Source organism: Embleya sp. NPDC059237, assembly GCF_042754105.1.
Taxonomy (GTDB): domain Bacteria; phylum Actinomycetota; class Actinomycetes; order Streptomycetales; family Streptomycetaceae; genus Embleya.
This window is the reverse complement of sequence record NZ_JBHZAE010000001.1, coordinates 349,091-371,904: the sequence shown is the minus strand read 5'-3', so window position 1 is coordinate 371,904 and position 22,814 is coordinate 349,091. Positions and strand designations below refer to the sequence as shown.

The 22,814-nt window shown below is 70.8% G+C and carries 18 protein-coding genes; 5 read left to right on the top strand and 13 right to left on the bottom strand.

What is annotated here, in order from left to right; all coding sequences use genetic code 11:
* Nucleotides 1-156 precede the first annotated feature (156 nt).
* The 5 genes from ACFXKZ_RS01570 (at nt 157) to ACFXKZ_RS01550 (ending at nt 6,363) form a co-directional block, all read left to right on the top strand.
* On the top strand, nt 157-4,218 hold the full coding sequence (locus ACFXKZ_RS01570) for a nitrate- and nitrite sensing domain-containing protein (protein WP_379995202.1): 4,062 nt from the start codon (nt 157-159) through the stop codon (nt 4,216-4,218).
* Nucleotides 4,215-4,643, top strand: a complete 429-nt coding sequence (locus ACFXKZ_RS01565; protein ID WP_020553297.1) for a roadblock/LC7 domain-containing protein — start codon at nt 4,215-4,217, stop codon at nt 4,641-4,643. The genes ACFXKZ_RS01570 and ACFXKZ_RS01565 overlap by 4 nt, the downstream gene beginning before the upstream one ends.
* On the top strand, nt 4,535-5,014 hold the full coding sequence (locus ACFXKZ_RS01560; RefSeq protein ID WP_371863148.1) for a DUF742 domain-containing protein: 480 nt from the start codon (nt 4,535-4,537) through the stop codon (nt 5,012-5,014). The genes ACFXKZ_RS01565 and ACFXKZ_RS01560 overlap by 109 nt, the downstream gene beginning before the upstream one ends.
* Nucleotides 4,995-5,585 (top strand): ATP/GTP-binding protein, encoded by a 591-nt coding sequence (locus tag ACFXKZ_RS01555; RefSeq protein WP_078975288.1) that lies wholly within the window; start codon nt 4,995-4,997, stop codon nt 5,583-5,585. Before ACFXKZ_RS01560 ends, ACFXKZ_RS01555 begins: the two co-directional genes overlap by 20 nt.
* Nucleotides 5,586-5,874: 289 nt before the next feature.
* Complete coding sequence (locus ACFXKZ_RS01550; protein WP_379995198.1) at nt 5,875-6,363, top strand: hypothetical protein; 489 nt, start codon at nt 5,875-5,877, stop codon at nt 6,361-6,363.
* A gap of 19 nt (nt 6,364-6,382) precedes the next feature.
* Here ACFXKZ_RS01550 and cimA read toward each other — a convergent pair whose 3' ends face one another.
* The 13 genes from cimA to ilvN all read right to left on the bottom strand — a co-directional run bounded on the left by cimA (nt 6,383) and on the right by ilvN (nt 22,802).
* Nucleotides 6,383-8,011 (bottom strand): citramalate synthase, encoded by a 1,629-nt coding sequence (cimA, locus tag ACFXKZ_RS01545; RefSeq protein ID WP_379995196.1) that lies wholly within the window; start codon nt 8,009-8,011, stop codon nt 6,383-6,385.
* Between the two features lie 542 nt (nt 8,012-8,553).
* The gene (locus ACFXKZ_RS01540; protein WP_379995194.1) at nt 8,554-9,681 is read right to left on the bottom strand and encodes a branched-chain amino acid aminotransferase; all 1,128 of its coding nucleotides are present in this window, start codon (nt 9,679-9,681) and stop codon (nt 8,554-8,556) included.
* Nucleotides 9,682-9,926: 245 nt separating this feature from the next.
* Nucleotides 9,927-10,970: a 3-isopropylmalate dehydrogenase gene (locus ACFXKZ_RS01535; RefSeq protein ID WP_078975292.1), complete on the bottom strand. Its 1,044-nt coding sequence runs from the start codon at nt 10,968-10,970 to the stop codon at nt 9,927-9,929.
* A gap of 493 nt (nt 10,971-11,463) precedes the next feature.
* Nucleotides 11,464-13,053 carry a phosphoglycerate dehydrogenase gene (gene serA / locus ACFXKZ_RS01530; RefSeq protein ID WP_379995192.1) on the bottom strand — a complete coding sequence of 530 codons (1,590 nt, stop codon included), beginning with the start codon at nt 13,051-13,053 and terminating at the stop codon, nt 11,464-11,466.
* Nucleotides 13,054-13,259: 206 nt separating this feature from the next.
* Nucleotides 13,260-13,652 carry an FHA domain-containing protein gene (locus ACFXKZ_RS01525; RefSeq protein ID WP_379995190.1) on the bottom strand — a complete coding sequence of 131 codons (393 nt, stop codon included), beginning with the start codon at nt 13,650-13,652 and terminating at the stop codon, nt 13,260-13,262.
* Nucleotides 13,653-13,732: 80 nt separating this feature from the next.
* Nucleotides 13,733-14,557, bottom strand: coding sequence for a hypothetical protein (locus tag ACFXKZ_RS01520; RefSeq protein ID WP_379995188.1), 825 nt, complete (start codon nt 14,555-14,557; stop codon nt 13,733-13,735).
* Nucleotides 14,558-14,588: 31 nt separating this feature from the next.
* Nucleotides 14,589-15,419, bottom strand: a complete 831-nt coding sequence (locus ACFXKZ_RS01515; protein WP_078975295.1) for a hypothetical protein — start codon at nt 15,417-15,419, stop codon at nt 14,589-14,591.
* A 55-nt stretch (nt 15,420-15,474) separates the two neighbouring features.
* Complete coding sequence (locus ACFXKZ_RS01510) at nt 15,475-17,190, bottom strand: protein phosphatase 2C domain-containing protein (RefSeq protein WP_379995186.1); 1,716 nt, start codon at nt 17,188-17,190, stop codon at nt 15,475-15,477.
* Between the two features lie 257 nt (nt 17,191-17,447).
* Nucleotides 17,448-17,963, bottom strand: coding sequence for a SigE family RNA polymerase sigma factor (locus tag ACFXKZ_RS01505; RefSeq protein ID WP_379995184.1), 516 nt, complete (start codon nt 17,961-17,963; stop codon nt 17,448-17,450).
* Between the two features lie 481 nt (nt 17,964-18,444).
* Nucleotides 18,445-20,601: a hypothetical protein gene (locus tag ACFXKZ_RS01500; RefSeq protein ID WP_379995182.1), complete on the bottom strand. Its 2,157-nt coding sequence runs from the start codon at nt 20,599-20,601 to the stop codon at nt 18,445-18,447.
* Nucleotides 20,602-20,603: 2 nt separating this feature from the next.
* Nucleotides 20,604-20,984, bottom strand: a complete 381-nt coding sequence (locus ACFXKZ_RS01495) for a WXG100 family type VII secretion target (RefSeq protein ID WP_379995180.1) — start codon at nt 20,982-20,984, stop codon at nt 20,604-20,606.
* 149 nt (nt 20,985-21,133) lie between these two features.
* The gene (gene ilvC, locus ACFXKZ_RS01490) at nt 21,134-22,132 is read right to left on the bottom strand and encodes a ketol-acid reductoisomerase (protein ID WP_078979205.1); all 999 of its coding nucleotides are present in this window, start codon (nt 22,130-22,132) and stop codon (nt 21,134-21,136) included.
* Between the two features lie 142 nt (nt 22,133-22,274).
* Nucleotides 22,275-22,802 carry an acetolactate synthase small subunit gene (ilvN, locus tag ACFXKZ_RS01485; protein WP_020556335.1) on the bottom strand — a complete coding sequence of 176 codons (528 nt, stop codon included), beginning with the start codon at nt 22,800-22,802 and terminating at the stop codon, nt 22,275-22,277.
* Nucleotides 22,803-22,814 lie beyond the last annotated feature (12 nt).

Genomic DNA, 22,814 nt, shown 5'->3' with positions numbered 1-22,814 from the left:
CCACGGGGGTGGTTCCCAACAAGCGGAGTTCCTTCACCTTGTCGCGCGAGCGCGACGGAGGTGCCCTGGGAAGAACGCGAATCCAGGGATTTACGCGCACACGAGCCTCGCCTTACCGGCGGGTCTAACGACTGGTCACAAGAGGTTGCGACGCTAGTGCAGGGACGTCGGAAGAAGCAGCACGACTCCGCAGGGGCCCCGGCCACGGCCGGCCCCGCCACGCCGGAGGTGCGAGCCCCGCAGCAAGCCAGCGGACCCCAGGACGCCAACGAGACCCCCGACTCCGTCGGGGACTCCCTAGCCGGCGCCGGGGCAGCCCGGCCCGCCGGGACGGCACCGTCCCGGCTCAAGTTGCTGTTCTCGATCAGGAACTGGCGCATCCGTACCCGGATCACCGCGCTGCTCCTGCTCCCGGTCGTGGTCGCCGCGTTGCTCGGCGGCCTGCGTATCCAGTCGTCGATCGACAAGACGCAAGAGATGGACACGGTGCAAAAGGCATCGGCCATCATCGACCAGGCGTCGACGCTGGCCGCGTGGCTGGAGCAGGAACGCGACCTGCTCGCGCAGGCGAGCGTGGCTCCGTCGGCGGATCTGACGGGCGAGGTGAACAAGGCCAAGAAGACCACCGACGACCAGGTCACCGTCTACAACGCAAGCGCCGCGAAGCTGAACACCGACTCGATGCCGGTGCTCGGTGCCACGCTCAAGGACATCGGCCACTCGCTGACGGAGTTGAACCGCACCCGTCAGGACGCCTTCAAGACCAGCACCCGCAGCACCATCGACGCCTACAACAAGATGATCCTGCAGCTGCTGCAGATCAACCAGGAGGCGCCCGAGGTCACCCGTGACGCCGACCTGATCCAGGGCGCCCGCGCGCTGGGTTCGTTCGGCGAGGCAAAGGCGTACGCGTCCTCGCAGCGCGCCGCGGTCGTCGCGTACGCGCTCAAGCCGAACGACCTCCCGCTGGAGGCGGGCGAGACGCTCGCGCGACTGAACGAGGGCGAGCAGAACGCGATCCGCGCGTTCATCAGCGTCGCCCCCGCCGACTGGAGCGCGCTGTACAAGTCGGGCGTCAGCCGGGACAAGATCACCCTGGTCGAAGAGGCCTTCCAGCAGTTCAAGGGCATGGTCGGCGCCGCGGTGTCCGCTCCCAAGCCCGGCGGCAACGCCAAGCTGGACAACATCGGCGAGTTCAACCAGCAGACCTGGTGGACGCTGTCCACGGACAAGATCGGCGCGCTCGGTCAGGTCGAGGCCCAGCTGGGCAAGAAGCTGACCGCCACCGCGAAGGACCTGCGCGACCAGGCCCGTACCGACGCCTTGGTCAACACGATCCTCGTCGTCGGCGCGCTGTTGATCACCATCCTGCTCGGTGTGATCGTGGCCCGTTCGCTGGTGCGTTCGCTCAACACGCTGCGTCGGTCCGCGCTCGAGGTCGCCGAGGAGCGGCTGCCCGAGACGGTGCGCCGACTCTCCGAGTCGGACCCCGGCGACGTGGACCTGGCCATCGAGCCGATCGGCGTGTTGTCCCGGGACGAGATCGGCCAGGTGGCGCGCGCGTTCGACGCGGTGCACGCCGAGGCCGTACGACTCGCCGCCGAACAGGCCCTGCTGCGTGGCAACGTCAACTCGATGTTCGTCAACCTCTCGCGCCGCAGCCAGAGCCTGATCCAGCGTCAGCTCGCGCTCATCTCCGACCTGGAGAACCGCGAGGCGGACCCGGACCAGCTGGCCAACCTGTTCAAGCTCGACCACCTCGCCACCCGCATGCGCCGCAACGGTGAGAACCTCCTGGTGCTCGCAGGCGAGGAGCCGGGCCGGCGCTGGACCCGACCGGTTCCGCTGGTCGACGTGCTGCGCGCCGCGGCCTCCGAGGTGGAGCAGTACGAGCGGGTCGAGTTGGGCGCGCTGCCCACCACCGACATCGCCGGCCGCGCGGTCAACGACCTCGTGCACCTGCTCGCCGAGTTGCTGGAGAACTCCACCACGTTCTCCAGCCCGCACACCAAGGTCCGCGTCACCGGCCACATCCTTCCCGACGGCCGGGCGCTGATCGAGATCCACGACAACGGCATCGGGCTCACCGGCGACGACCTCGCCGACGCCAACCAGCGGCTGGCCCGTCCGCCGGTGGTGGACGTGTCCATCTCGCGTCGCATGGGTCTGTTCGTGGTCGGCCGACTGGCCACCCGCCACGGCATCCGCGTCCAGCTCCGGCCGGGCGAGGGTGGCGGTACCACCGCGCTGGTCATGCTCCCGATCGAGCTCATCCAGGGCGACCGCCCCGGGGGCGGCGACGGGTGGAGCAAGGGCGGCGACAAGACCGCGGCCGCGGTGTCCGGCTGGAGCGAGGAACTGCCCTCGGCCACGCCCGCCGCGCCGGCCCTGCCCGGTCCTCGGGTCGGCAGCCGGGCCCAGGAGCGCAACCGGCGGCGCGAACTGCCGCAGCGCAGCGCCGAGACGCCGGTGCAGCCGGTCAACCAGCCGCCCCAGCCGACGCCGGCCGCGGACAACCGGCCCGCCCAGGCGCCGGTGCAGCAGGAGCCGTCCTACGGCAGCACCCAGTCCTTCGAGGCGCCCTCCTTCCAGGACGCCTCGACCGGGCAGGACACGCCGTACCCGGGCACGGTGAACCCGTTCGCGAGCGAGCCGGGCGTACACAGCACCGGTGCGCACCGCGCGCCGAGTTCGCCGCCGCCGGCCACGCCCGGTCGGGACAACCCGTTCGCCCCGGTCGGGCCGTCGGCCCAGGACACGGGCGCCTTCCCGGCCGCGCCGCCGGCGCCGATGTTCGGCACCGCCGAGGACCACCTCGGAGCCGAGGCACAGCAGGCGCAGTTCGGCACGGACACCGGGTCCTTCCCGGCCGCGCCGCAGTTCGGCGACGGCACCGTACGCGCGGGTGACACCTCGCAGTTCGCGTCACCGTTCGGATACGCGGACGAGCCGCGTCCCGAGGCCGACATCGACCCGCTCGACCCGCTCGGATACGAGCAGTCCGGGCAGTTCGGCGGCCCGGGTGCGGAGCTCGCACCGCGCCGGGACGAGCCGCAGCGCCCGACCTGGGGCACCGAGTACGACGAACTCACCCCGGTGGCGCCGCTGCCGCCGATCGAGCCCGTCGCGCCGCCGGCCGAGGTGCCGTCCGGCTACGACGCGCCGCGCCGGGAGGAGTTGACCCGTCGCGACGAACTGCCGCAGCGGGCACCCGAGTCCGGAGACGAACTCGGGATGGACACCGGCGACGCGCTGCCCGTGCTGCGCGGTCCGGCGCAGACGCGTCCCCTGCCGGTGCGGTCGGAGCAGGACGAGCACGCCAGGGCCGAGCAGGTGCGCGGCCCGCAGGGCGATGTGCGTCCGGCGGTCTCACCGTTCGAGCCGGCCGGTCCGGGTCGTTCGGAAACCGGTCCGTTCGCGCCCGTCGGTGCGCAGGAAATCGCCGAACAGGTGCCTGCTCCGTCCGAGTTGGACATGAGTGCGCCCCCGAGTACCGGGGACGACGGTAGGCTTCCCATCTTCGACACACTCGAGTCGGACTGGTTCCACCGCCAGGGCAACCGCGGCGGTCGGATGCGTGCCGCGCAGGTCCGTTCCACGCCGCGAGGCGGGGAGCGAGCCGTACCGGCAGGCGAGCAGGCGCTCCCGGATCCGGGTCCGTTGGGCGATCTCGATCGTCGGGTGCCGATGGCGACCAATCCGCCGCAGGCACCGGCCGAGCCGGCACCGGCGTTCGGCGGTGGGCGTCAGCAGCCCGCCACCGACATGTTCGGGACGCCGACGGAGCCGGACGAGGTCGTCGAGCAGTCCGCCGCGGTCTCCCCCGCCGGCGGCCCGCAGGGGCCGCAGTCGGGTTGGTACTCCGCGGGTGACGACGGTTGGCGCGCGGCCGAGGCCGCTCGTGAGCCGTCCTCGGGTGGCACCACCGGAGCGGGCCTGCCCCGACGTGTGCCCCGCGCCAACCTGGTTCCGGGCGGCGTCGAGCAGTCCGGCGGGGCTCAGGCCCCGGGTCACACGGGTGCGGGCTCTGCCGCGGCCGGGTCCCGTCGGGAGCCGGGTCGACCGACCGCGCCGAGCGGGCCGGGCCTGTCCCGGTCGCCCGACGAGGTCCGTGGACGGCTGACCAACTTCCGCCGGGGCATCCAGCAGGGTCGCACCGCCGGGGCCGGGGGATCCGCCCCTCGACCTCGTGACGAGAACAACCAGGAGCAGGCATGACTGAGAAGTCGTTGAGCCAGGCCGCGCAGAACCTGAACTGGCTGATCACGAACTTCGTGGACAACACCCCCGGGGTGTCGCACACGGTCGTGGTCTCCGCGGACGGCCTGCTGCTCGCCCTGTCCGAGGGCTTCCCTCGCGACCGGGCCGACCAGCTCGCCGCCGTCGCATCGGGTTTGACCAGCCTGACCCAGGGTGCGTCCCGTATCTTCGAGGGCGGGCACGTCACCCAGACGGTCGTGGAAATGGAACGGGGTTTCCTCTTTATCATGTCGATTTCGGACGGCTCCTCGTTGGCCGTGCTGGCGTCGCCGGAGTGCGACATCGGCCTGATCGGCTACGAGATGGCCCTGCTCGTCGATCGCGCGGGCGCCGTGCTCACGCCGGCGCTGCGCGCCGAACTCCAAGGTGCACTGCCGCGATGACACCTTCGGATATGTCCGATCACGGGGACCAGGAGTTTCACGAGACCCTGGTCCGCCCGTATGCCATGACCGGTGGTCGTACCCGGCCTCGCTACCAGCTCGCGCTGGAGGCCTTGGTCACCACGACACCTCAGGTGGCCAATCCACCCGGCCTGTTGCCCGAGCACCAGCGCATCTGCGCGCTGTGTCGGGAGGTCAAGTCGGTAGCCGAGATCTCGGCTCTGCTCACCATCCCGCTCGGTGTCGCCCGCGTCCTCGTCGCGGATCTCGCCGAAGCCGGCCTGGTGGTCATCCACCAGCCCGGGAACGACCAGGGGCAGCCGGACGTCACGCTGCTCGAAAGGGTGCTCAGTGGACTTCGCAAGCTCTAGCCCGGGCCCGGTTCCCGCCAGGTCCTCCACCACGTCGGCGAAGATCGTCGTCGCCGGCGGATTCGGCGTGGGCAAGACCACGCTCGTCGGTGCCGTCTCGGAGATCGCTCCGCTGCGTACCGAAGCGGTCATGACGTCCGCGAGCGCCGGGGTCGACGACCTGTCGGCGACGCCGGACAAGCAGACCACCACGGTCGCGATGGACTTCGGTCGCATCACGCTGGACGAGGATCTGATCCTGTACCTGTTCGGTACTCCGGGTCAGCACCGATTCTGGTTCATGTGGGACGACCTGGTCCGCGGCGCGATCGGCGCCGTGGTTCTGGTGGACACCCGCCGACTCGCCGATTGTTTCCCCGCGATCGACTACTTCGAGAACAGCGGTCTGCCGTTCATCGTCGCGTTGAACTGCTTCGACGGATTGCAGACCCACCACGCGGAGGATGTCCGCGAGGCATTGCAAATAGGGCCCGACACCCCGATCGTGAGCTGTGACGCACGGCGCCGCGAATCGGCCAAGTCGACCCTGATCACGCTGGTCGAGCATGCTCTGATGGCTCGCCTGCGCTGACCTTCGGTACACGTTCCACCTGTTTTTTTCGTATTTTGCACCAGCACACCTCAGGCGAATCCCATTGCGGGGTTCGCCTGAGGTGTTGTCGCCGTGCGAACGGCCCGGGGAGGATTCCCGAGGGTTGTACGGGGAATTCGACAAACGTGTGACAGGACGCGGCGACATGCCCGGCCGAGTCTCCGCCTCGGCCCGCACATTGCTAGGGTCCTTCCATAGCCATCTGTTGCCCAATTGATATCAGAACGTTTTGAGGCGCAGGCCCAACAACGAACCGAGGTGGGGTTCGGTGGACGACAACAGCAGGCGCGCGGCACAAGCGGCCCGCCTTCCGATGGTCGACGGAACGACCGAATCGGGGCTGCCGCGAAGGCCCCCGCAGGCGAACCTGCTGCCGGGCGCGGCGGCCGAGGAGTTCGGCCTCGATCGGGAGCTTTCCGTCTCCCGGGAACCGGAAGAGGTCCGGGGGCGCCTGGAACGCTTCGCCGTCGGACGCGAGTTGGCACGTCTCGAGGAGAGCGAACCGCTGCTGCCGCCGAACCCGATGACCGCGGCCAGTCCGCTGGCCTCCTCCCCCGTGCGTCCGCCCGCCCCGCCGGCTCCGCCTCAGCCCCGGACGGTGACGCCGGCAACTCCCGTGCCGCCCACCGCTCCACCCACCCCACCCGCTCCGTCCGTGCTGCCGGCCCCGCCGCCGGGAGCCCTGTCGCCGCTGCCGGCGGGTTGGGACGAACCGTGGGGCGACGGGTGGCGTTCGTTCCGCCCCGGCCGCCCCTGACGGTTCGTCACATCGGCCGCTACGCGCCGTCCGGACCCTCGGTGTGTCGTACACCGGGGGTCAGGCCCGCCTTGAGCAGTCCGTAGGTGTACGCGTCCTCCAGGGCCTGCCAGGACGCCGCGATCACGTTCTCCGCGACACCGACGGTGCTCCACTCCTGCTTGCCGTCGGTGGTCTCCACCAGCACGCGCGTGATCGCGTCGGTGCCGTGGCGGCCCTCCAACAGTCGGACCTTGTAGTCCATCAGCTCGAACGTCGCGAGCTGCGGGTAGATGCGCTCCAGGGCCAGCCGCAGCGCGCGGTCGAGCGCGTTGACCGGGCCGTTGCCCTCGCCGGTCGCCACGATCCGCTCGCCCTTGGCGTACAGCTTCACCGTCGCCTCGTTGACCGGGACCCCGTCGCCGCGCTGTTCGCTGATCGCGCGCCACGACTCCAGGGTGAAGAACCGCGCCCGGCCCAGGCTTTCGTCGCGCAGCAGCAGTTCGAACGACGCGTCGGCGGCCTCGTAGGTGTAGCCCGCCGCTTCGCGCTCCTTGACCTGGTTGACCACCCGGCCGACCAGGTCCTTGTCGTCGGAGAGGTCGTAGCCCAGCTCGCGGCCCTTGAGTTCGATCGAGGCCCGGCCGGCCATGTCCGAGATCAGCATGCGCATGTCGTTGCCGACCCGGGCCGGGTCGATGTGCTGGTACAGGTCGGGGTCGACCTTGATCGCGGACGCGTGCAGACCGGCCTTGTGCGCGAACGCGGACACGCCCACGTAGGGCAAGTGGGTGGACGGGGCGAGGTTGACCACCTCGGCGATCGCGTGCGAGATCCGGGTCATCTCGCGCAGCTTGCCCTCGGGCAGCACGCGCATGTCGTGCTTGAGTTCGAGGTTGCCGACCACCTGGAACAGGTTGGCGTTGCCGACCCGTTCGCCGTAGCCGTTGGCGGTGCACTGGACGTGCGTGGCACCGCCCTCGACGGCCGCGAGGGTGTTGGCCACCGCGCAGCCCGTGTCGTCCTGCGCGTGGATGCCGAGGCGGGCTCCGGTGGCGGCGTGCACCTCGGTGACGATCTCGCGGACCCCGGTGGGCAACATGCCGCCGTTGGTGTCGCACAGCACGACCACCTCGGCGCCCGCGTCGTGCGCGGCGGTGACCACGCTCAGCGCGTACCCCGGATTGGCCCGGTATCCGTCGAAGAAGTGCTCGCAGTCGACGAACACCCGGCGGCCCTGCGCACACAGGTGCGCGACGGTGTCCCGGACCATCTCCAGGTTCTCGTCGAGCGTGGTGCGCAGCGCGAGCGAGACGTGTTTGTCGTGCGACTTGGCCACCAGGCACACGACCGGCGCGTCGGAGTCCAGCAGCGCCTGCACCTGGGGGTCCGCGGCAGCGGTGGTACCGGCCTTGCGGGTCGAGCCGAAGGCGACCAGGACGGCGTTGACCAACTGCAGTTCGTCCTTGGCCCGGCGGAAGAACTCGGTATCGCGCGGCACCGCGCCGGGCCAGCCGCCCTCGATGAAGCCGACGCCGAAGTCGTCCAGATGGCGGGCCACGGTGAGCTTGTCGGACACCGTGAGGTTGATGCCCTCGCGTTGTGAACCGTCCCGGAGCGTGGTGTCGAAGACGTGGAAGGCGCTCGGGTCGGTCGTCGTGGGGTGCATGGGTTCTCCCATCGGTCAGAAATGGCGGGCCCGCGCGCGGGTGCTCACCGCGTGGATGGTGCGGCAAACAAAAAGACCCCTCGCGGTCGCGAGAGGTCTGCGTGCGGGCGGTGGGCGGTTCGCTCACCCCTTGTGGGGGGATCGGCCCGTTGCCGGCACGCTGCGGCTAATAATGAGCCACTGCTGCATGGTTTCGATTTTGGCATACTCGGCGGCGCGTGGTCGGGCGGTCTCACCATGTGGTCGGTGCGGATTTTTGTTCGCCCACCCGCTCCACCCGTTGCGTCAGGTGGACGAGCCGCGGATTACTGCGTAAAACGGCGCACGCCGCCGCCCACGACCGGCCGTCTGCGCGGTCGCGGGCGTGAACGGCGCACGACGACGACGCGGGGATGAGGCCGGCCCGCAGTGGCCGCTGCGGATCCGGCCGCTCCCCGGCGCGTCAGCGCCCACGATGTGATCGTCGACCGGTGATCGACGAGCGCAGCGAGGAGAGCGGCCGGAGGCCGCCGGCGGCACAGCCGCCACCGCGCGAAGCGCGGTTAGATCCCGTGCGTCCAGCCGTGCACGTCGTCCGCACGGCCCGTTTGGATGTCGACCAGGGCCTTGCGGAGTTCCATGGTGATCGGGCCTGCCTCGCCCGTGCCGACGGTCCAGTTCGCGGTGGTGGACTTGACCGAGCCGACCGGGGTGATCACCGCGGCGGTGCCGCAGGCGAAGACCTCGGTGAGGGTGCCGTCCGCGTTGCCCTCGCGCCAGTCGTCGACCGAGATCTGCGCCTCCTCCGCCGCGTAGCCACGGTCGGCGGCCAGCCGCAGCAGCGAGTCGCGGGTGATGCCGGGCAGCAGCGAGCCGGTCAGGCGCGGGGTGACGATCCGCGCGTCCTTGCCCTCCCCGTACACGAAGTACAGGTTCATCCCGCCCATCTCCTCGATCCAGCGACGCTCCACCGCGTCCAGCCAGACCACCTGGTCACAGCCCTGCTCGATGGCCTGGGCCTGGGCAACCAGTGACGCGGCGTAGTTGCCGGCGCACTTGGCCGCGCCGGTGCCACCGGGCACCGCGCGCACGTACTCCTGCGAGAGCCAGACCGAGACCGGCTTGACGCCGCCCGCGAAGTACGGGCCCGCGGGCGAGGCGATCACCACGAACAGGAACTCGTTCGAGGGACGCACGCCGAGTCCGACCTCGGTGGCGAACATGAAGGGCCGGATGTACAGGCTCTCCTCGGGCGCGCCGGGCACCCAGGCGATGTCCTGGCGGATCAGCGCGTCCACCGCGGCCACGAACAGGTCCTGGGGCAGCTCCGGCATGGCCAGGCGGCGCGCGGAGTGCTGGAAGCGCTCGGCGTTGGCGTAGGGCCGGAAGGTGGCCACGCTGCCGTCGGGGCGGCGGTAGGCCTTGAGCCCTTCGAAGATGGACTGCGCGTAGTGCAGCGTCATGTTCGCGGGGTCGATGTCCAGGGACGCGTAGGGGGTGAGCTGCGCGTCGTACCAGCCGCGTCCGGCGCTCCACTTGATCGTCACCATGTGCTCGGTGAACACCCGGCCGAAGCCCGGGTTCTCCAGACGCGTGGCGCGTTCGGCGTCGCTCAGCGGATGCGAGGTGGGCTTGAGGTCGATCGACAGGGGTGCCTGGAGGGAGGGCTCCTGCGGGGCGGCAGTCGTCATGGCTGGTTCTCGTCCTTCACCGTGGAGTATGGCGGGGCCGGGGCTGCGAGTACCCGGCTTCCCGCACATGGACGTACTGGAAGTGTCCCGGGAACCGCACCCGCGTTCCACCCGGTGAGACGTTAACGCAGTCGACCGGGATCCCGACAGGCGCGGCCCCCGTCCCGCCGAACGACCGATTCGCCGGTCCGGCAGGGGGCACGCGTCGACGGTCCCGGTCGACGGACGTGGTGGTGGCCGGCGAATCAGCCGGCTACTCGGGCGGCGAGCGCGTCGCCGATCTGCGACGTGGTGCGCGCGCCGAGGGTCGCCCGCTCGGCGAGGTCGGCGTACACGGCGGCCTCGACCCGGCGGGCCTCCTCGGTCCGGCCGAGGTGTTCGAGCAGCATGGCCACCGACAACACCGCGGCGGTGGGGTCGGCCTTGCCCTGGCCGGCGATGTCCGGCGCGGAGCCGTGTACCGGCTCGAACATGGACGGGAACTCGCCCGACGGGTTGATGTTCCCGCTGGCCGCGAGGCCGATGCCGCCCGCGATGGCGGCGGCGAGGTCGGTGATGATGTCGCCGAAGAGGTTGTCGGTGACGATCACGTCGAAGCGCTCGGGCTGGGTGACCATGAAGATGGTCGCCGCGTCCACGTGCAGGTAGTCGGTGGTGACGTCGGGGAAGTCGGCGGCCACGGCCTGGAAGATCCGCGTCCACAGGTGTCCGGCGTGGACCAGCACGTTGTTCTTGTGCACCAGGGTCAGCTTCTTGCGCGGCCGGGCCTGGGCGCGGGCGAACGCGTCGCGCACGACCCGCTCGATGCCGAACGCGGTGTTGACGCTGACCTCGGTGGCCACCTCGTGCTCGGTGCCGGTGCGCAGCGAGCCGCCGTTGCCGGTGTACGGGCCCTCGGTGCCCTCGCGGACCACCACGAAGTCGATCTTCGCGTCGGGTCCGAGGGGTGAGACGACGCCCGGCGCCAGGCGGGCCGGGCGCAGGTTGACGTGGTGGTCGAAGGCGAAGCGGAGCTTGAGCAGCAGGCCCCGCTCCAGGACCCCCGAGGGCACGCTCGGGTCGCCGATGGCGCCGAGCAGGATCGCGTCCCGGTCGCGCAACTCGGCGAGCACGCTGTCGGGCAGCGTCTCTCCCGTGCGGTGGTACAGGCGGGCACCGAGGTCGTACTCGGTGGTCTCCACCTTGACGTCGGCGGGGAGTACGGCGCCGAGGACCTTCAGACCCTCCGCGACCACTTCCTGGCCGATGCCGTCACCGGGAACCACTGCGAGACGAATGCTGCGAGACATGCGGGGACCCTACCTTTCGTCCCATGGGCCGACATGCGGCGTCCGGATGATGGGACGCTCAGCGCTCCTCGTCGGCCGGGCCTCCGTTGTCGCGCCGGTCGAGGGCGCGCTGGAGGGCTCGGGCGGCGTTGCGGCGCGTGGTTTCGTCCATGACTGCACTTCCTTCACAAGGCCGGTGATTACACGGTGTGCGACGGACACGTGCGAGGGCCTTGTGGGCGTGCCGAAATTTCCTGCCGTACGGGGATTTCCGGAAACGGAAGGAGCCGTCTTCCTTCACGGTAGGCGACGAACGACATCGATGTCTGCAATTTACTCGGAGTTCCTACTATCTGAGACCGACAACCCCCACCCGGCGTAGCGGAACGTCGTCGGCGCGCCGAGGCGGGTCGACAACGAGGAAGGGCCCGGGCACCCCTTGGGGTATCCGGGCCCTTCCTCATCGAGTCCGCCGTGTCGCTCGACCGGTTTCGTCCGGTCGACCGGACGAAACTCAGTCCTCCAGGTTCACCGAGCGCACGAACGCGGCGCCGATCTCCTCGGCGATGGCGTTCAGGATCTGCGGCTCGACCGTGGTGTCGACGGTCAGCGCGACCAGCGCCTCGCCGCCCTTGGCGGCGCGGGCGACCTGCATGCCGGCGATGTTGACGCCCGCCTCGCCGAGGTGGCGGCCGATCACGCCGACCACGCCGGGCTTGTCGGCGTAGCGCAGGAAGACCATGTGCGCGGTGAGCACCAGGTCCACGTCGAAGCCGTGCACCTCGACGATCTTCTCGATGTTCTTGGGGCCCGCGAGGGTGCCGGAGACCGAGATCTCCTCGCCGTCGGCGAGCGTGCCGCGCACCGTGACCAGGTTGCGGTGGTCGGGGCTCTCCGAGCCGGTGGTGAGCCGGATCTCCACGCCGCGCTCCTGCGCGAGCAGGGGGGCGTTGACGTAGGAGACCGATTCCTCCACCACGTCGGCGAACACGCCCTTGAGCGCCGCCAGCTCCAGCACCTTCACATCGTGCTGGGTGATCTCGCCGCGCACCTCGACGTCGAGGCGGACCGCGACGCCGCCGGCCAGGGCGGTGAAGATCCGGCCCAGCTTCTCGGCGAGCGGCAGGCCCGGACGTACGTCCTCGGCGATCACGCCGCCCTGCACGTTGACCGCGTCCGGCACCAGTTCGCCGGCGAGCGCGAGCCGAACCGACTTGGCCACCGCGACGCCGGCCTTCTCCTGCGCCTCGTCGGTGCTCGCGCCCAGGTGTGGCGTGGCCACCACGTTGTCGAACTCGAACAGCGGGCTGTCCGTGCACGGCTCCTTGGCGAACACGTCGAGCCCGGCGCCGGCGACCCGGCCCTCCTTGAGCGCGGACGCCAGCGCGACCTCGTCGACGATCCCGCCGCGCGCGGCGTTGACGATCCGCACCGTCGGCTTGACCCGGCGCAGCGCGTCCTCGCCGATCAGGCCCAGCGTCTCCGGGGTCTTCGGCAGGTGCACGGTGATGAAGTCGGACTGCTCCAGGACCTCGTCCAGGGTGAGCAGTCGCACGCCCATCTGCGCGGCGCGGGCGGGCTGCACGTAGGGGTCGTAGGCCACGATGTTCATCCCGAACGCGGACATGCGCTGCGCGACCAGGACGCCGATCCGGCCCAGGCCGACCACGCCGAGGGTCTTCTCGGACAGCTCGACGCCGGTGTACTTGCTGCGCTTCCACTCGCCGTTCTTGAGCGCGGCGCTGCCCTGCGGGATGTTGCGCGCGACCGAGATGATCAGGCCGCAGGCCAGTTCGGCGGCGGTGACGATGTTCGAGGTGGGCGCGTTGACGACCATCACGCCGGCCTTGGTGGCGGCGGGGACGTCGACGTTGTCCAGACCCACGCCGGCGCGCGCGACGACCTTGAGCCGCCGGGCCGCGGCAATCGCCTCGGCGTCCACCTTGGTGGCGCTGCGGATCAGGATGGCGTCGACGTCGGCGATCGCGGACAGCAGCTCACCGCGGTCGGCACCGTCGCAGTGGCGGATCTCGAAGTCGGGTCCGAGGGCGTCGACGGTGGCCGGCGACAGTTCCTCGGCGATCAGAACGACGGGCTTGCTCACGGTTTTCCTTCGCCTGCTGCGATGACGGATGGTCGCGCGCGAAGCCGCACGACGGGTGGCCTGACGCGTGGCCGATCCTACCGCCGCCTTGTGAAGGACTTCACAGATGTCCGATGTGTGGACGCAGGCGTGCGAGGCACGGTTTCTGACGATCAGTCAGGTACAGGTGCCGATCGACGGCCTCCCCGGGCGACCCGGGGCGGTGCTCAGTCGGCCGCCAGGAACCAGCCGATGGTGACCCGGCGCTGCCCGTTGAGGTCGAGGATGACCACCTCGCCGGACCCGGGCCGGGGCAGCGGCGCGGTGCCGCCGTAGGGCAGCAGGCGCGCTTCGCCGTCGTCGACCTGTACCTCGGCCACCGGCGCGTCCTGCGAGCCGCGCCGCCAGGTGACCCACCAGACGCCGTCGTCGCCACACTGGAATTCGAGATGCACCCTGGACACGAACAGCCAGTCGGCCGGTGTCACGAGGTGGCAGCGGGTCGCGTCGCGACCGACCGCCAACGTCGCCCCCGGCCGGCTCGGCGCGCTTGCCATCAGCATGGCAACCGTCGCCGCGTCGTCCGCCCCCGACGTCGACGCCATGTTGAGATCGAGCACCGGTTCCTCCCCCACGCTCCTGGTCGTCAGATCCTCGGTCCGTCCCCCGTGCCGTCCCACCCCTCGGGCCGGCCCGCCGTTCAGTCGATCGAACCGCCGCGCCGGGCGCACGGGCACGGTTCGCCACCCACAATGCCGCAGACGACCGCGGTCTGCGCGATCAGGTCCCACCCGCCGTGGACGTGCGGCGTGGTGTCCAGGTAGTCGGGTCCCAACAGATGGTTCAGCTCGGGGCAAAGCTCCGAACTGTAGAAATCCCTGCGCAATTCGGTCTTGCAGCGCTCGACCGTGGCCTTGGCCATGTACAACATCTCGCACAACTCGTCGGTGGTGCGCGGACGCTTGGTGGCCCGGCCGTGGATCCAGTCGCACGACATCGCCGCCAGCACCTCCAGACGCACCCCCTGCAGCTTGGCGCGCAACTGATCCGGGCCCACGTCGATCGTGTCCTGGATGCCGCCGAACCCGATACCGCCCGAGTCCGACGGCCGGATCGGCTGCATCGCGCGCCACGCGAGCACCACGCTGCGTCGGCGGGCCAGATCGCTGACCAGGATGCTGCCGCTGGTCCGCGCCGGCAGCGGCAGGATCGCACCGTACGGCATGTCCTGCGAGGTCTCGCCGCGCTTGATCCGCACGATCGCCACCGGTGTGTCCCGTGTCCCGCGCGGCCATTCCACCGTCCAGCCGCGATCCTCGCTGTACTCGAACACGAGGTGCTTGCGGGAGACGAACAGCCAGTCGTGCGGGGTCAGCAGCGGTCGACACGTGCTGGGATCGCGGCCCACGAACACCCGCGCGCCCGCCACGGCGGGCGTGCGCACGCTCTTGGGGCTCGGCAGCGGATCACGTTCCGCCTCGCGGCCGTCCTGCAACGCCGTGAACGACATGTTCAGTTCGAGCATTTTCCCCTCGCCCCCTCCCGGGTCCCACCGCTCACCTGGTACCCGCGTGCGGGGCGTCGGCACCACACGGACAGGGACCGCGTCCCGTTATTCCGTGGGTAACCGCCGTCTGCGCTATCAGGTCCCAGCCGCCGTGCACGTGCCGCACGGTGTCGAGGTAGTTCGGACCGAGCAGGGAGTTCAGCTCCGGGCACAGGCCGGAGCTGTAGAACTCGCGGCGCAACTTGGTCTTGTACCGCTCGACCGTCGCGGCGGACAGGTGCAGCAGGTCGCACAGTTCCTTGGTCGACTTGGCGCGTTTGACCGGACGGCCGTGCACCCAGTCGCAGGACAGCGCGGCCAGCACCTCCATCTCCGTCTCGGAGAGGCGGTTCTGCAGCACGAACGGCGCGACGTCCTGGGTCTCGGGCACGCCGACGTCGGGCTCGGTCGGCTCCTCGCCGGGGCGTTGCGGCAGGGACACCCGCCACTCCACCAGGACCCGGCGTCGCCGGGCGAGGTCGGTGACCACCACCCGGCCCGGGCGCAGCGAACCCAGCGGCAGCGTCGCGCCGTAGGGCACCGGTTCGGACACGCCCTCGCGGTCGATCTGGACCAGCGCCACCGGGCGCGGATGCGAACCCTGGAGCCATTCCACGCTCCAGCCGCGTTCCAGGGAGTAGACGAACTCCAGGTGCACGCGCGATACGAAACGCCAGTCCTTCGGCGTGACCAGGCCACAGCGCGACGGGTCCCGGCCGATCGCGATCTTCTTGCCGGGCTCGCTTTGCACCTTCACCGTGCGCGGCCGGGCCAGGTCCGACTCCTGCTGGTCGGCGTCGTCCGACGTCGCCACGGTGAGGATCAGTTCGAGCATCGCCATCCGTCCGGTCTCGTGCCCCGCCCTGGGGCATCGCCCATCTTCGCCCGGTGAACCGTCACCAGGCCGTTCCGCCGTCCGACCGTAGGGCCCCGGGGGTACCCGACGCATCCTCCGATTGTTCCCTGGGGTCGGCGCCGGAGCGATGACCTTCCGGAACGGGCAGTGCGTCGCATTCGACCACGACCGCCGTGGCGTCGTCGTCACCGCTCTCGACGGCCGTCCTGGTCAAGGTCGTTGCGGCGTGGAAGGGGTCGCCGTGCACCAGGTCGGCGACCGTTTCGTCGGGCAGGTGGCCGACGCCGTCCGTGGCGAGGACCACACGGTCCCCGGGGTGCAGTTCGATGCGTTGCAATTCGGGTTCGGGCGCCTGGGAGCCGCCGAGGGGGGTGGAGGTGAGCAGCCAGGGGCGGCCGAACTCCGCGGCGTTGCCCTGTTCGGTGAGCCGGAACGCCCGACCGCCGCGGACCAGCCAGCACACGCTGTCGCCGCAGCCGGCCAGGTGCAGCCGGCCGTGTTGCAGGACGGCGGCCACCACGGTGGTACGCATGCCCTCGTACTGCGCGACCCCGTGCCGGCGCACCGCCAGGTCGGCCACCGCGATCGCCGCGCCGAGCCGGTCGCTCCAGCCCGCGGCCAGGTCGGCGGCGGCGAGTTCGGACACCAGGGTGCGGACCGCGACGTCGGCCGCGTACCAACCGGCGGGGTGGCCGCCGAGGCCGTCGGCGACGATGAACACCTCGCCCGTCGCGGCGTAGCGGTCGTCGTTGTCCCGGGCGGTCAGCTCCGGGCCCAGGCCGCGCCGTTCGCGGCGGGCGGCCCGGCGGCGGCCGGGGTGGGAGGAGGTGGACCAGGCGGACGCCTGCACGCCGAGCGGCGGGCCGCTGCGGGCGCGGATCTCCTCCTCGGTCGCCTCGGCGCGGCGCAGGCTGTCGCTGCGCGAGGTGGTGGGCACGTCGAGTTCGTCGGGCTCCTCGACGGCGTCGGCGGCGGGCACGGCGACCGGTAGCAGTTCGGTCTGCGAGTCGGGCGTCGGGGCCGCCTCCGGAGCGTGGGGCGTTTCGGGTACGCGCGCCGCGTCGGGTGCGTAGGGCGTCTGCGGCACGCGGGCCGCCTCGGGCGTGTGCGGCGGCTCCGGCACGCGCGGCGGCTCCGTGGGCATCGGCGGCACCGAGGGCGGGGGCGGCACCGCGTGCGCGGCGGGGACCGTGGTGTCGGTGGAGCCGGCGGCGGCGATCGTGGGCGGCGGGGGCACCGCCGCGGCCCGGGACTGCGCGCCCACCGCGGGCCGGGTCACCGTGTGCGGCACCGGGTCGGGCGCGGGCTCGGCGGCCTCCCCCTCGGCCTCGAAGGTCTCGGCCGGTCGGGGCGCCCGGTCCCACGGGGATGCCGCCCGCGCCGCGCCGTCGTGCTCGCCGACCGCGGTCGGCGCGTGGTCGGGATCCGGCCGCTGCGCCGGTTCGGCGTCGTGGTCGAATTCCGGCCGGTCCGCCGGGGCCGGCGGATCGTCCGTCCCGTCCGCGAAGGTGTCGTCGAACCCCCGCGGCGCCCGTGCCTCGACGACCGGTTCGGCCGCGGGCTCCGGTGCGGCCGGCGGCTCGACCGGCGCCCGGGTCGGCGCGTCCTCGAAGTCGAGGTAGAGGTCGCCGAAGATGTCGTCGTCGACCACGGCCGGCCGCTCCGCGCGCAACTCGTCCTGCCGCAGCGTCCGTTCCGGGAAGCCACCGCGAGCCGGCACGGTCGTCTCCCGACCCGAGTCCCCTCTGCCCCTCATGTGTCTCACGCTCCACGATGTCGGACCGGAACGGCAAGTCCGGTGCGGCGATAGCACTGCCTCGTTCAAGCATGCTGCCTCGAATGCACCGGTGGCATGTGAACCGGAGGCCAATTCCTTCGGGTTTCCCGGATCCGCCAGCTTCGACGCATCCGGATCGCGCGGGCGACGGTCCCCCGCGCGCCGGCACGGCGCCCGGCCGACGCGCACCGACACCCGACGCGCACACGGGTTCGACACGGGATTCGCACACGAGTTCAGGAAGGCCCGGTCCGGACCGCTTCCGAGCCGTCCGCGAGCAGCCCCGCGAGCGCGGCCCGGCCGCGCGAGAGGCGGGCCTTGATGGTCCCCTCCGGCGCCCCCTCGTGCGCGGCGATCTCGGCGACCGACAGGCCGCCCATGTGGTGCATCACCACCGCGCGCCGCTGCGCCTCGGGGATCTGCCGCAACGCGGTGACCAGCGCGACCGATTCGGGGCCCGGCGCGGGCAGGTCGCGGTCCGGACCGTGCCGGATCCAACTCTTGAGCGCGGTCCGGGTGCGCCGCCAGCGGCTGACCGCAATGCGCTGGCCGACGAGTCGGATCCAGGCGACCGGGTTCTCGTACGAGCTGATCCGGTCCCAGTCCTTCCAGGCCCGGATGTAGGCCTCCTGCGCGGCCTCCTGGGCCTCGCCGAGATCCCCGGTCAGCGCGTACAGGTGGGCGACCAGGGCGCCGTGGCTCTCCGCGTAGAACACGTCGAAATCGGGGCGATCGCCCTTGTCCCGTCCCATTGTGTTCCCCCGCGTCCCGTCGCGGCGTGTTTCGTCCTGCCGTGACCCGGTACTTTATCCGGCCCCGGGCGGGCATCCGATCCCGGTTCGGGTCGCCGAATCCCCGGCCCGGGTTTCTCTCCCCCACCCACGCACGCGAAGCAGTGATCGGTTCCGTGTACCGGCCAACCGAGTCCCGGCGAGGCATACCAGCGTCACCGTCAGACCGGCGCCGAACAGCGCCCGGCGCATGCGCCTGCGCCGGGCGCACAGCGTCCGGATCGAGGGGCGCCCGGCGCCCGGAGCGGCGGCGAGGAGGCGACCCACATCACGTTCGAGCGCGCCGAACACACCGGCGATCGCCTCCTCCTCGGTCATGGTCGCATCCCCCGTCACTCACCCTGCCGGGCCGTGTGACACGTCCGGTACGGTGCACACGCGCGCCGGCGCGCGGGGGTTGCGCCCGGGCGCGCGGTCGCGTGGTCGGTCGGGCGGATCGCCCTCACGGCCGGCCCATCGCCTCCCTGGCCCGGTCCTTGCCGACGGTGAAGTTGACGTTCGAGGTGGTGTCGTAGCCGGGCAGTTCGTGGTCCCGACCGTGTGTGTGCGCCCAGTCGGCGGCGATCTGCTGCATGTAGCCGCGCCCCCACGCGTGTTGGTCGGCGATCTCGCGGTCGGCCTGTGCCGAGGTGTCCACCTGGCTGTGCTGCGCGGCGTAGTCGGCGGTCAAGGTGACCACCCGGGACAGCGGCTCGGCGACCATGGTCGGCAGCGGGCTCATCTTGACCGCGCCGGCGACCACGTTGGCGGCGCCCTTGCCGGTCCAGGTGGTCTGGTCGTTGTACTCCTTGTCGCCGACCACCTGCTGGTGCCGCATCGCCTCGGTGCGCACCTCGTCCAGCATGCCGACCACCTGGGCCGAGTCGGCCAGATGTTGGTCGGCGGAGATGCCGGCGGGCGGATTGCCGGTCGAGATGCGTTCCAGGCCGACCGCGATGAAGGCGTGTTCGGCGTCGGTCATCTGCCGGAACGCCCTGGGGTCCTCGGCGAGGACCGCCATCGTGCGCATCAGGTCGTGGTCGGGGGTTCCGCCGAGGAACACGGCCCGGGCCTCGCCCGAGTTCGGGAACAGCGGGTCCGGGCCCGAGGATCCGCCCGCGCGGTCGTTGCGCAACTCGTTGTGGATGTCGGGCATGTACGAGGCCACCGCGTTGGTGACACTGTCCCGGTAGTCGGCGAAGTGCCCGCCGGGGCCCTCCTGGCCCACGGTGTGCATCGCGTCGGCGAAGATCCGCGCGCCCGCCTCGGTGTGCGCGCCGCCCGTGGTCGTGCCCGCCGGATGCCCGGTGGTGGCAGCCTCGAACGCCTGGCCGAACAGGTCGGCCGGCGAGCCGGGCCCGGTCTCGTTGCCCCAGTCCCGCTGCTTCATCAGGTAGTGCAGGTTGTCGCCCGACTTCGGGTCGAAGACCTGCTCGGCGGCGCTCGGGTCGCGCCCGAGCGCGTGCATCAGACCGGACAGCTGATCGAGGTCGTGCCCGTCGGGTCCCATCGCCGCAGCCAGTACCGGGAAACGGTCGGACGTCAGTGGGACGGGCTCGTGCGGGTGGTAGCCGTCCCGGTCGAAGGCGACCATGTCCTTGCCCACGTCGGCGAGGAACCGCGTGTCCCAGTCCCCCTGGTGCAGCCAGTTGCCGATCAGCTGGTATCCGGCGAGGTGGTGCTTGGGGATGTCCCGGAGTTCGTAGGACTTGCGGCCGGCCGCCTTGAGCCCGTCGATCCAGGCCTGCGTCACGTGCGGCTGACCGGTGGACTGCGTGGCGGTGGCCAGGTTGGCGCCCAGCGAGTCCTGGATCGCGCGCAGTTTGGCGATGGTGGATTCGGGAATGTTGACGCCGGTCCCGTTCCGGCCCTTGTTCACCACGTCGGTCTCGAGCTGCAACAGCCCTTCGGGGCCCAGGGTGTTCAGCAGGTTGGTGGCGAAGATCGACGACTTCTCGTTGCCGTGCAGGAGGTTGCGCAACTCCTCGATCTCCTCCGGCGTCAGCGAATCGACCCGCTTGGCCAACTCCGCGGCACGGATCGAGTCCGGCAGTTCGCCGCCGCCGACCGCGTTCGCGTTGAACGAGGTGCCGCTGGTACCGATGTCGCCCTTGAGCGCCGAGGCGGCCCGCGCGTCGGCGTCGGTCGCGTCGTCGAGCGCGCTCTCGAACCTGTGCCGGAACTCCTCCGCCAGTCCCCGCATCCGGTTCGTGTGCGCCTCGATGTCCTGCGGATCCGGCTGGTGCCCCTGCGCCTTGAGCGGTCCCCACGTGAGCGAGCCGTCGTTCGCCACCGTCAACTCGTGTGCCTGGGCGTCGGCGATCGCGTCGGTCAGCCGCTTCTTCGCCCCGCCGATGTCGTCCGCCGCGTCGCGCAGGATCGCACAGATCGCCCGGAGTTCGGTCTTGCCGCCCTCGAACACCTGGTCCAGGCCCCGGTATCGGGCCAGCGTGGCCTTGGCGGAGGGCCCGTCCCACTCACCGGTGACCGTCAACGCCCTCGCGTCGACCCGGATCAGCTGCTGGTTGTGGTCCAACCAGGACGCGAAGTCGTAGAACTCCTGGGCCGATTCGCGTAGCGCCTCGATCCGCAGGTCGCGCAGCCGGCCAAAGCCGACCACGGTCAACTCACCTTCCCGGCAAGGGAGATGGTGACGGCGTGCTCGTTGCGGTCGTAGTTGTCGGCGATCGAGTACAGCCCGTCGGAGATCTCGCCCAGATCGGCGGTCAGCCGCGTGATCTGGTCCTTCCACCGCGCGGTGGTCAGCGGGGCGGCCAACTGCCACCCGGCAAACGCGGTCCTGGCACTCAGTGCGTCGGGCACCGACCGTAGGGTGTTCACCTCGCCGGCGGCCACGTGCAACGTCTTGGCGGAGGCCCGCAGTTGTCCCGCCTCGACCTTGGTCTTGTCGTTCGGACCGGTGGTGCCGCCGTTGCCGGGCGGGATCACGCTCTGCGGCATATCGGGGTTCAGTACGGTGCGGATCTTCGAGGGATCACTCATGATCGCCGAGTCAAGCGATCCCCGGATGGCGCTCGAAACCGACGCGTGGTGAAGCCCGCGTGAACGGCGAGGGCCCGATCCGGAAAGTGCCCCGGACCGATCCGGTCCGGGGCACCCATGCCGCCGTGTGGCGGGCAACTCGTCGAGGATCAGGCCTCGTTGGTCACCCAGCTCATCATCTTGCGCAGCTCCTTGCCGGTGGTCTCCAGCTTGTGCTCGGCGTCCGCCTTCACGTACTCCTTGTACTTGGGCAGACCCGCCTCGTACTCCGCCATCCACGCGGTCGCGAACGAGCCGTCCTGGATCTCGGCGAGGACCTTCTTCATCTCCGCCTTGGTGTCGGCGGTGATGATCCGGGGGCCGGTGATGTAGTCGCCCCACTCGGCGGTCTCGGAGACCGACCAGCGCATCTTCTCCAGGCCGCCCTCGTACATGAGGTCGACGATCAGCTTCAGCTCGTGCATGCACTCGAAGTAGGCGATCTCCGGCTGGTAGCCGGCCTCGACCAGGGTCTCGAAGCCCGCCTTGACCAGCGCCGAGGCGCCACCACAGAGCACCGCCTGCTCGCCGAACAGGTCGGTCTCGGTCTCCTCGGTGAAGGTGGTCTTGATCACGCCGGCGCGGGTGCCGCCGATGCCCTTCGCGTAGGAGAGCGCGAGCGCGAGGGCCTGGCCCGACGCGTCCTGCTCGACCGCGACGATGCACGGCACGCCGCGACCCTCTTCGTACTGCCGGCGCACGAGGTGGCCCGGGCCCTTGGGGGCGACCATGCACACGTCGATGTTGGCCGGCGGCTTGATGAAGCCGAACCGGATGTTGAAGCCGTGCCCGAAGAACAGCGCGTCGCCGTCCTGGAGGTTGGGCTCCACGGCCTCCGCGTAGACCTTGGCCTGGACCGGGTCCGGGGTGAGGATCATGATGACGCTCGCCTCGGCGGCGGCCTCGGCGGGGGTGACCACGCGCAGACCGGCCTCCTCGGCCTTGGTCCGGCTCTTCGAGCCCTCCAGCAGACCGACCCGCACGTCGACGCCGGAGTCCCGCAGGGACAGCGCGTGGGCGTGGCCCTGGCTGCCGTAGCCGAGCACCGCGACCTTGCGGTTCTGAATGATGGACAGGTCGGCGTCGTCGTCGTAGAACAGCTCGGCCACTTCGGGGTTCTCCTTCAAGACGGGTGTTTCCGGGGGCCACGCCCCGCTCGTCATCTTCCCAAATCACGAGCGGGCCGCGGGTCCGCGGTCTGCAATGTGGACCGTGCCGGACCGGGGGTTGGGGGGTCCGGCCGAGCCGGTGTCAGGCCGAGCGCTCCACCGACCGCAGCGAGCGGTCGGTGATCGAGCGGCCGCCGCGGCCGATGGCCACGACGCCGGACTGGACGAGTTCCTTGATGCCGAACGGCTCCAGCATGCGCAACATCGCGGCGAGCTTGTCGGGGCCGCCGGTGGCCTCGACGGTGACCGCCTCCGGCGAGACGTCGACCGTCTTGGCGCGGAAGAGCTGGACGATCTCCACCACCTGCGAGCGGGTCTCGTGATCGGCGCGCACCTTGACCAGCAGGAGTTGGCGCTGCACCGACGCGGGCGGGTCCAGCTCGACGATCTTGAGCACGTTGACCAGCTTGTTCAGCTGCTTGGTCACCTGCTCCAGCGGCAGTTCCTCGACCACGCTGACCACGATGGTGATCCGGGAGATGTCCGGATGCTCGGTGGTGCCGACCGCGAGCGAGTCGATGTTGAAGCCCCGACGCGAGAACAGGGCGGTGATCCGGGCGAGGACACCGGGCTTGTTCTCGACGAGGACCGAAAGGGTGTGCTTGGACATGATCGCTGGACT